7 protein-coding genes and 1 pseudogene are annotated in these 9,845 nt (G+C 62.5%); 1 reads left to right on the top strand and 7 read right to left on the bottom strand.

Annotated features, from left to right (window positions below; translation table 11 throughout):
- The coding region (gene gcvP / locus RJQ10_RS04310; RefSeq protein WP_350143977.1) for an aminomethyl-transferring glycine dehydrogenase at window positions 1-2,508 on the top strand (2,508 nt) is incomplete at its 5' end.
- Window positions 2,509-2,611: 103 nt separating this feature from the next.
- Here the strand turns inward: gcvP and RJQ10_RS04305 are convergent.
- The 7 genes and pseudogenes from RJQ10_RS04305 to RJQ10_RS04275 form a co-directional block, all read right to left on the bottom strand.
- On the bottom strand, window positions 2,612-2,863 hold the full coding sequence (locus tag RJQ10_RS04305) for a formate dehydrogenase subunit delta (RefSeq protein ID WP_350143975.1): 252 nt from the start codon (window positions 2,861-2,863) through the stop codon (window positions 2,612-2,614).
- A gap of 2 nt (window positions 2,864-2,865) precedes the next feature.
- On the bottom strand, window positions 2,866-3,714 hold the full coding sequence (fdhD, locus tag RJQ10_RS04300; RefSeq protein ID WP_350143973.1) for a formate dehydrogenase accessory sulfurtransferase FdhD: 849 nt from the start codon (window positions 3,712-3,714) through the stop codon (window positions 2,866-2,868).
- Window positions 3,711-6,587 carry a formate dehydrogenase subunit alpha gene (gene fdhF / locus RJQ10_RS04295; RefSeq protein WP_350143971.1) on the bottom strand — a complete coding sequence of 959 codons (2,877 nt, stop codon included), beginning with the start codon at window positions 6,585-6,587 and terminating at the stop codon, window positions 3,711-3,713. Before fdhF ends, fdhD begins: the two co-directional genes overlap by 4 nt.
- Window position 6,588: 1 nt before the next feature.
- Entirely contained in the window at window positions 6,589-8,142 is a 1,554-nt protein-coding gene (locus tag RJQ10_RS04290) for a formate dehydrogenase beta subunit (RefSeq protein WP_350143969.1), read from the bottom strand.
- Window positions 8,139-8,633: a formate dehydrogenase subunit gamma gene (locus RJQ10_RS04285; protein WP_350143967.1), complete on the bottom strand. Its 495-nt coding sequence runs from the start codon at window positions 8,631-8,633 to the stop codon at window positions 8,139-8,141. Before RJQ10_RS04285 ends, RJQ10_RS04290 begins: the two co-directional genes overlap by 4 nt.
- An 84-nt stretch (window positions 8,634-8,717) precedes the next feature.
- A complete protein-coding gene (gene fghA, locus RJQ10_RS04280; protein ID WP_350143965.1) occupies window positions 8,718-9,575 on the bottom strand; it encodes an S-formylglutathione hydrolase in 858 nt (285 codons plus the stop codon).
- 102 nt (window positions 9,576-9,677) lie between these two features.
- A pseudogene (locus tag RJQ10_RS04275) lies at window positions 9,678-9,845 on the bottom strand (S-(hydroxymethyl)glutathione dehydrogenase); the annotation flags it as partial.

Raw genomic sequence — 9,845 nt, 5'->3', positions numbered from 1 at the left:
CTGCTAAACTTTCAGCAACTGGTCATAGACCTTACCGGCATGGAAGTCGCCAATGCCTCCCTGCTGGATGAAGCGACCGCCGCAGCGGAAGCCATGGCCCTGTGTCGACGTACAAACCGCAAGCCTAGCGGCATCTACTTTGTCGCTGATGACGTGCACCCACAAACTCTTGATGTCATAAGAACGCGGGCGGAATATTTCGACATCGAAGTCGTCGTCGACAATCCTGAAAACCTCGGCCACTACGATGTGTTTGGCGTGCAGCTTCAGTACCCAGGATCTTATGGCGACATTCCCGATCTGCGGCAGCTGATCGAGCAGGCGCACCAACAGCAAGCCCTGGTGTCAGTGGCGGCCGATCCACTGGCGCTGCTCCTGCTGGAGTCCCCGGGCAGTATGGGGGCCGACGTGGTGCTGGGGTCGCTGCAGCGGTTCGGAGTACCGATGGGCTTTGGTGGACCGCACGCGGCCTTTTTTGCGACCAGAGACACACTCAAGCGCTCGGTGCCCGGGCGGATTATTGGCGTCTCTGTGGACACACGGGGCAACCCGGCACTGCGCATGGCGATGCAGACGCGGGAGCAGCATATTCGCCGGGACAAGGCGACCTCCAACATCTGTACGGCCCAGGCATTGCTGGCCAACATGGCAAGCTTTTATGCGGTATACCATGGCCCCGATGGCCTGCGAAAAATTGCGGAACGCACGCACCGCCTCACCGCTATTCTCGCCACGGTACTCAAGCGCAATGGCATCGTCTGCAACGACAGTTATTTCGACACCCTAACCCTCCACGTCCAGGGACAACGGGATGCAATTTATCAACGTGCCCTGGCAGCGGGCTGCAACCTGCGCCAGGTCGGCGACGACCGCCTCGGTGTGAGCATTGACGAAACCACCACCCTGGCCAACGTGCTCGAACTGGCGGACCTGTTACTCGGCAAAGGGCATGAAGTCGACGCCGCAGCGCTCGATGCGGATATTGTCGTCGGCGCCCAGTCCACCGGCATCAGTACCAGTCAGCGCCGCAGTGACCAGATTCTGCAGCACCCGACGTTCAATCGCTACCACAGCGAGACGGAAATGCTGCGCTACATGAAAGCACTCGAGAATCGCGACTACTCGCTGGTGCACGGGATGATCCCTCTGGGCTCCTGCACCATGAAACTGAATGCCACCGCGGAAATGATCCCGATTACCTGGCCGGAATTCGCCAACATGCATCCCTTTGCGCCAGAAGCACAAACTGCTGGCTATAGGGCCCTGCTGACCCGGCTGGAGGCGATGCTGGCGGAGATTACCGGCTACGATGCGGTATCCTTACAGCCCAACTCGGGGGCCCAGGGTGAATACGCGGGCCTGTTGGCCATCCGCAAATACCAGGCAGCGAAGGGAGAGAGCCACCGTGATATCTGCCTGATTCCCGCCTCGGCCCACGGCACCAACCCCGCGTCTGCGGTCATGATGGGGATGAAGGTGGTAATCGTGGAATGCGATAGCGAGGGCAATGTCAGCATTGAGGATTTACGAAGTAAGGCTGAACGCCACGGCGATGACCTGAGCTGCCTGATGATCACCTACCCCTCCACCCACGGTGTGTTCGAGCAGAATATCGTCGACATCTGTGCAATCATCCATGCCAACGGCGGCCAGGTCTACATGGATGGCGCCAATATGAACGCCCAGGTCGGCCTCGCCAAACCGGGCCAATTCGGTTCCGATGTTTCCCATCTCAACCTGCACAAGACCTTCGCCATTCCCCACGGCGGCGGTGGACCCGGCATGGGTCCGATTGGCGTAAAAAGTCACCTCGCCCCGTTCCTGCCCGGACACAGCGTCGTTGACATGCCGGGCCTGCCAGGCCGAACCGGCGCGGTCTCTGCAGCGCCCTATGGCTCCGGCTCTATCCTGCCCATCAGCTACCTCTACATCCGCATGCTGGGCCGGAAGGGGCTGCGCCTTGCAACAGAGGTGGCGATACTCGCCGCCAATTACATGGCACTCAAGCTGGGCGAGCACTATCCCCTTCTCTACTGCGGCACCAACGGCCGGGTGGCTCATGAGTGTATCCTGGACATTCGCCCTATGAAGGACTCCTGCGGGGTTACCGAAGAGGACATTGCCAAGCGCCTGATGGACTACGGCTTTCATGCACCTACGATGTCGTTTCCAGTCCCTGGCACTCTGATGATCGAGCCGACGGAGTCTGAATCGAAAGCTGAGCTTGACCGGTTTGTTGAGGCCATGATCGGCATTTGGGAAGAGATCAGGCAGGTAGAATCCGGGGTATGGTCGTTGGCAGAGAGTCCGCTGCGCCAGGCACCGCACACCCAGGCTGACCTCCGGTTCCCCTGGGATAGCCCCTATTCTATCGAACAGGGACTGTTCCCCACCGCGGCGACTCGGTCCCGGAAGTTTTGGCCGAGCTCCAACCGGGTCGACAATGTATATGGTGATCGGAACTTCTGCTGCAGTTGTGCTCCTATGACGAACGACAAGAATGACTGATTTGGCGTCGAAGATTATCGACTGCTCGACTAACGTGTGTCCGCTACGCAAGAGTGAGCATTGATATCGACTATACCAGTCTCACTGATGCGAGATCCTACAATCAACCTCGCTTCTTCCGCGCAGCGATCTCATCAACGCTGAGTGAGGCCACCGCAAGGCTCGCCACCTCGTTGAGCTCTGCTCCGTCCGCTTGCACATAGTCTGCAATCTGCAGCTTCATGCTCCGTGCCCAGAAACGCTGGATGTGGTTGGCCACCAGTTCCGCCGCAGCCGCATCGTCCTCCGCGGCAAAGCGCAGGTTCGTCGCTATCTGGTTGGCCATGTCGACCAGGTGCCTGAGCTCACCGTTCATCGCTATTGCTCCAGGCACTGTTGCGCCGGCAGGACCGCTGGCGCGCCGGGACTGTGGTAGATCACGTGACGCCCGGGACGGGCAAAACCGACCAGCAGCTGCCCGGCGATCCGCGCTTGCTCGATGGCCAGGGAAGTGGGCGCCGACACGGCAACCAGGGCACCCATGCCAGCCGCGCAGCTCTTGTGCACCATCTCGTAGCTGGCGCGGCTGGACACCAGCACAAAACCGTCGTCGAGCTTCTCTCTCTGGCGACGCAAGGCCCCAATCAGTTTATCCAGGGCGTTGTGGCGCCCGACATCCTCACGCACCAGCAAAATTTCACCCTCTTCGCTGCACCAGGCCGCACCGTGGGTGGCACCGGTACTCGCCTGCATGGGTTGATGGCGGGGCAAGTCTGCCAGAGCGCGCTGGATGGCGGCATCCGCCAGGAGCGGCGCAATCACCGGTGCGATCGGACGGATCGCCTGGGCCAGGGATTCGGTACCACACAGGCCGCAGCCGGTACGTCCCACCAAGTTCCGGCGGTGCTGTTTCAGCTCCACCCAGCGCTGGGTAAAGATGTCCATATTGATGGAGATCCCCTCCGCTCCCGCGACCACATCCAGGTCATACAGCTCCCCTGGCTGGGCCAGGATACCCTCGGTCAGGCTGAAGCCCAGGGCAAAGTCTTCCAGATCCGCCGGTGTCGCCATCATCACGGCGTGCGAAGTCCCGTTGTACACCAGTGCTACCGGCACTTCCTGCGCAATACTGTCGTCGGTAACATATCCCGCCTCGCCCGTTCGCCGCACGTCGACAGTAGCGGTGTCGCTTGCGCCCTCTAGCGTGCAGTCACGCTCGCTGATCACCGCTCGCTGACCTCGGATACGGGTCGCCGCCTACCCTCCTGTAACAGAATATTTTGCTGCCGATCGAAGGACTGAAACTGCTGCTGCCAGTTGGAAGGCTGGGTGACCTTTTCCACCTGCACGGCCGTGACCTTGTACTCCGGGCAATTGGTAGCCCAGTCAGAACTGTCGGTGGTAATGACGTTGGCGCCGCTGCCCGGATGGTGGAAGGTCGTATAGACCACGCCCGGCAGCATGCGGTCGTTGACCCGCGCCCGCAGTACCGTATTGCCCGCACGGCTGGTAATGCCGAGCCAGTCCCCGTCCGTGACCCCGCGTGTTTCGGCATCGTGCGGGTGCAGTTCGAGCACGTCTTCATCATGCCAGGTCTGGTTGGCCGTGCGCCGGGTCTGGGCGCCCACGTTGTACTGGGACAGGATCCGGCCGGTGGTCAGCAGCAGCGGGTACTTGCGGTTGGTGCGCTCGCTGGTGGCGACATATTCGGTGATGGCGAACCGGCCCAGCCCGATCGGGAACTCCCGCTCGTGCATGATCGGCATGCCTTCCGGGTAGGCGTCGTTGCAGGGCCACTGGATGCTGCCCAGGCGATCGAGCTTGGCGTAACTCACGCCGGCGAAACTCGGTGTCAGCCGGGCGATCTCGTCCATGATCTGGGATGGATGGCTGTAGTCCATCGGGTAACCCAGGGCGTTGGCCAGATCCACGGTCACTTCCCAGTCCTCCTTGCCCGCCAACGGCGTCATTACCTTGCGCACACGGTTGATGCGTCGCTCGGCATTGGTGAAGGTGCCGTTCTTCTCCAGGAAGGTGGACCCGGGCAGCAGCACATGGGCGTACTTGGCGGTTTCGTTGAGGAAAATATCCTGCACGATCAGGCATTCCAGCGCGCCCAGGGCGGCCTCCACATGCTGGGTGTTGGGGTCGGACTGGGCGATGTCCTCGCCCTGCACATACAGGCCCTTGAAGCTGCCGCTGACCGCGGCGTCGAACATGTTCGGAATCCGCAGACCGGGCTCCGCATCGATTTGCACGCCCCAATCGGCTTCAAAGCGGTTCCGGGCGCTCGTATCGGACACATGCTGGTAGCCTGGCAGTTCATGGGGGAAGGAGCCCATGTCGCAGGAGCCCTGCACATTGTTCTGGCCCCGCAGCGGGTTTACCCCCACGCCTTCGCGGCCGAGATTGCCGGTGGCCAGGGCCAGATTGGCGATGCCCATGACCATGGTCGAGCCCTGGCTGTGCTCGGTCACCCCCAATCCGTAGTAAATCGCGCCGTTGCGGGCCCGGCCATAGGCGCGAGCGGCCTCGCGCACGGCGGCGGCCGCAACGCCGGTGACAGCTTCCAGTGCCTCCGGTGAGTGGCGCGGCTGCGCGATGAATTCGCGCCAGCGGCCGTGGGCTTCAGGCTCGCAACGACTGGCAACGAACCCGGCATCCTCCAGACCCTCGGTCACCACCACATGCGCCAGGGCGTTGATCACGGCCACGTTGGTGCCCGGGCGCAGCGGCAGATGCAGGGCCCTTTTGGTGTGAGGCGAGTTCAACAGGTCGATACGCCGGGGGTCGATGACAATGAGCTGTGCCCCCTGACGCAACCGGCGCCGCAACTGCGAGGCAAAGACCGGGTGAGCGTCGGTGGGGTTGGCGCCAATCACCACAATCACATCGGCCTGCATGACCGAGTCAAAGGTCTGGGTACCGGCGGATTCACCCAGCGTGGCTTTCAGCCCGTAACCGGTCGGGGAGTGGCACACACGGGCGCAGGTATCGGTATTGTTGTTGCCAAAGGCGGCCCGCACCAGCTTCTGCACCAGGTAGGTCTCCTCGTTGGTGCAGCGGGACGACGTGATACCGCCGATGCTTTCCCGGCCATGACGCTGCTGGATCGCCTGCAGACGGCTGGCAGCAAAGCCGATGGCCTCCTCCCAGCTCACCGCCTGCCAGGGCTGGTCGATGGCATCGCGGATCATCGGCGTGTGCAGGCGATCCCTGTGGGTGGCGTAACCAAAGGCAAAGCGGCCTTTCACACAGGAGTGGCCGTGGTTGGCCGCCCCACCCTTGTAGGGCACCATGCGCACCACCTGATCCCCCTGCATCTGGGCCTCGAAGGAGCAGCCGACCCCACAATAGGCGCAAGTGGTGACCACGCTGTGCTCCGGCTGGCCAGCGTCGATCACGCTCTTTTCCATCAGCGTTGCCGTGGGGCAGGTCTGCACGCAGGCACCACAGGAGACGCACTCGGAGTCCATAAAGGCTTCGTTGGCCCCGGCTGCCACGGTAGAACCAAACCCGCGCCCGTCGATGGTCAGGGCAAAGGTACCCTGCACTTCCTCGCAGGCACGCACGCAGCGGGAGCAGACAATGCACTTGCTGGGGTCGAAGGTGAAATAGGGGTTGGATTCATCCTTCTCCGCCTGCAGGTGGTTGGCACCGTCGAAACCGTAGCGTACCTCCCGCAGCCCCACCGCGCCGGCCATGTCCTGCAGTTCACAGTCGCCGTTGGCGGGACAGGTCAGGCAGTCCAGCGGATGGTCGGAGATATACAGTTCCATAATGTTGCGCCGCAGCCTGGCCACCGGCTCGGTCTGGGTGGAGACCTGCATGCCCTCCTCCACCGGCGTGGTACAGGAGGCGGGATAGCCGCGCTTGCCTTCGATCTGGACCGCGCACAGACGACAGGAACCAAACGCCTCCAGGTTGTCGGAGGCACAGAGTTTGGGGATATTGATACCGGCCAGCGCGGCCGCACGCAACACCGAACTGCCCTCTGGCACACTGACAGCCGTGCCATCGATAACCAGACTGACCGACTTTGCGCCGAGCGGGGGCGGCGGCGTGCCGTAGTCCTTCTCCGGTTCGTGATAATGCAACATCTCAGCGCCTCCGGTTGTCAGTGGGCCGCAGATCCTCGGCAAAATGCTGCACCACGCTCCGCACCGGGATCGGGGTCATGCTGCCCATCGCGCAGAGGGAACCGTCCACCATGGTAGAGCATAAGTCATTGAGCAGCGACAGGTTGGCTTCAGGCCGGTCGCCGGCCCGGATGCGGTCGATGACCTCAACCCCACGGGTGGAACCGATACGGCAGGGCGTGCACTTGCCGCAGGATTCCACCGCGCAGAACTCCATGGCAAAACGGGCCTGCTCGCCCATGTCCACCGTGTCATCGAATAGCACCACGCCACCGTGCCCAAGCACCGCCCCTACAGCCGCGAACGCCTCGTAGTCCAGCGGCGTATCCCATTGCGTGGCTGGTAGATAGGCGCCCAGCGGGCCGCCCACCTGCACCGCCCGCAGTGGCCGGCCGCTGCGGGTACCGCCGCCGAATTCCTCCAGCAGCTCGCGCAGCGTGATACCAAAGGCCAGCTCCACCAGGCCCCCGCGCTGTACATTACCCGCCAGCTGTATTGGCAGCGTGCCGCGCGAGCGCCCCACCCCGCAGTCGGCGTACGCCTGGGCGCCGTGATCAAGAATAAAGGGCACCGCCGCCAGTGACAGGACGTTGTTTACCACCGTGGGCCGGCCAAACAACCCCTTGAGCGCCGGCAGCGGCGGCTTGGGCCGCACCATGCCGCGGCGGCCTTCCAGGCTCTCCAGCAGGGAGGTCTCTTCACCGCAAATATAGGCGCCCGCCCCCAGCCGCACTTCCAGCTGGAAGGCCCGGCCACTGCCCAGCACGGAGTCGCCCAGGTAGCCGGCGGCCGCAGCCCGCTCAATCGCGCTATCCAGAATACGCCGCGCCAGCGGGTACTCCGAGCGCAGGTAGATATAGCCGCGGGTCGCGCCGACGGCCAGGCCGGCGATGATCATGCCCTCGATCAGCATGTAAGGGTCGCACTCCATCACCAGGCGGTCGGCAAAGGTACCCGAGTCGCCCTCGTCGGCATTGCAGACGATGTACTTCTGGCCCCGGTCCGCCTTCAGCACCGTCTCCCACTTGATGCCGGTGGGAAACGCCGCGCCACCGCGCCCGCGCAGCCCGGAGGTTTTAATCGCCTCGACAATGGCGGCCGGGGTCATCTGCAGCGCCCGCTGCAACCCGCGAAAGCCGTCGTGTACGCAGTATTCCTCGATGGACAGTGGATCGATAACACCGATGCGGGCGAAGGTCAGCCGTTGCTGGCGCGCCAGCCAGGGAATCTCCTCCGTGAGCCCCTGGTACAGCGGGTGCGACGGATCACCCTGCAGCAGGCCAGCATCCAGCAGTGCCGGCAGGTCTGCGGCCGTGACCGGCCCGTAGGCGACCCGCCCGCCCGCAGTCTCCACTTCGACCAGTGGTTCCAACCAGCACAGGCCACGGCTGCCATTGCGAACCAGCTCCAGTTCCAGCTCGCGCTGTGCCGCCAGTGAAGACAGTTCCTGCGCGACGGCATCGGCGCCCATGGCCCGTGCCGTGGTGTCGCTGGGCACAAATACGCGCACCGTCACCCCTGCACCCCCAGCACCTGGGTATCCAGGCAGGCCAGCAGCTCATCGAAGCGGGCCGTGGACACGCGGCCATATACCGCATCGCCGATGCGAATGGAGGGACCGCAGGCACAGTTACCCAGGCAATAGACCGGCTCGAGACTGAACTGGCCATCGCCACCGGTCTGGTGGAAATCGAGGCCCAGTCGCGATTTGGCGTGGGCTTCCAGCCGCCGTGCACCCACCGCCTGGCAGGCCTCGGCCCGGCAAATCTCCACCGTATGCTGTCCGGGTGGCGTGGTGCGGAAGTGGTGATAAAAACTGATCACGCCCGACACCTCCGCGCGGGTGAGCCGCAGCGCAGCCGCAATGGACACAATCGCATCGCGCGGAATGCAGCCGAGACTGTCCTGCACGGCGTGCAGCACCGGCAGCAGGGCACCGGGCTCGTCTTGCCAAGCCGCTATCGCCGCTTGAATCGGGTCGGGAGCTGAGATGGTGGGTTCACTCATGGCAGGTACCTTGCGACTCCTGTTTTATTCTAGGCCATGACGTCGGGAGAGAACACGAAACGTCCTGAGTCCGTCGGCGTGGCGCTAAGCCCGGGCCATCAGCCCCATATTACGCGCATGGAAGTCCAGATGATCGCCGATGAAGGTGGCGATGAAAAAGTAGCTATGATCGTAACCATCCTGCATGCGGATCGTCATTGGATAATCCGCCCGCCGGCAGGCTTCCACCAACAGCGGTGTTTTCAGCTGGTCTGCGAGGAAGTTGTCAGCGGTGCCCTGGTCCACGAGCACTGGCAGCCGGCTTTTTGCCTGCTCGACCAGTGCCACCGTATCATGTGCCAGCCAGGATTCGGGAGGCCCACCCAGGTAGTTGCTGAATGCCTTCTGTCCCCAGCTACACTGGGTCGGCGCACAGATAGGCGAGAAGGCCGACACCGAAACAAAGCTCTCGGGGTTCTTCAGGGCAATGGTCAGGGCACCGTGACCACCCATGGAGTGGCCTGAGATGCCTGTCCGCGAAGCATCGACCGGAAATTCGCGGTTGATCAGAGCGGGCAGCTCCCGAACAGTGTAGTCATGCATCTGGTAGTGACGCTGCCAGGGCGCCTGGGTAGCGTTGATATAAAATCCCGCGCCCAGACCCAAATCGTAGCCGCCTTCTGGGTCATCTGGCACTCCATCCCCTCTGGGACTGGTATCCGGAGTCACAATAGCAATGCCGTACTGGGCCGCAAGCCGCTGGGCGCCCGCCTTGATCACAAAGTTCTCATCGGTACAGGTTAATCCGGACAACCAGTAAATTACTGGCACCTTGTCACCATTCAGTCCCGCCTGGGGCGGCAAAAAAAGGGAGAAGTACATCTCGCAATCCAGAGTAGGCGACTTGTGTTTGCAGCGCAGCTGTACACCGCCAAATGCCTTGTTCGCGGTTACTTGTTCCATGATAACCCTGCTGCCCTACAGTCAACTGCAACGGTGCAATCGACGTACCGGTGAATTGCAATAGCCACAGTGATCCTCCCGTTGAACTGTGGTCGATTACCACTAATAGAGGACGACTGACCGGATGCTCTCACCAGAATGCATCATATCAAAGGCCTTGTTGATATCATCGAGCGGCATGGTGTGGGTGATCAGGTCGTCAATATTGATCCGACCTTCCATGTACCAGTCGACGATCTTGGGCACATCGGTACGACCCCGGGCGCCGCC

Origin of the sequence: Haliea sp., assembly GCF_040222615.1 — a bacterium.
Lineage (GTDB): Bacteria > Pseudomonadota > Gammaproteobacteria > Pseudomonadales > Halieaceae > Haliea.
The sequence above is the reverse complement of the archived record's forward strand: the minus strand, read 5'-3'. Positions and strand labels throughout refer to the sequence as shown.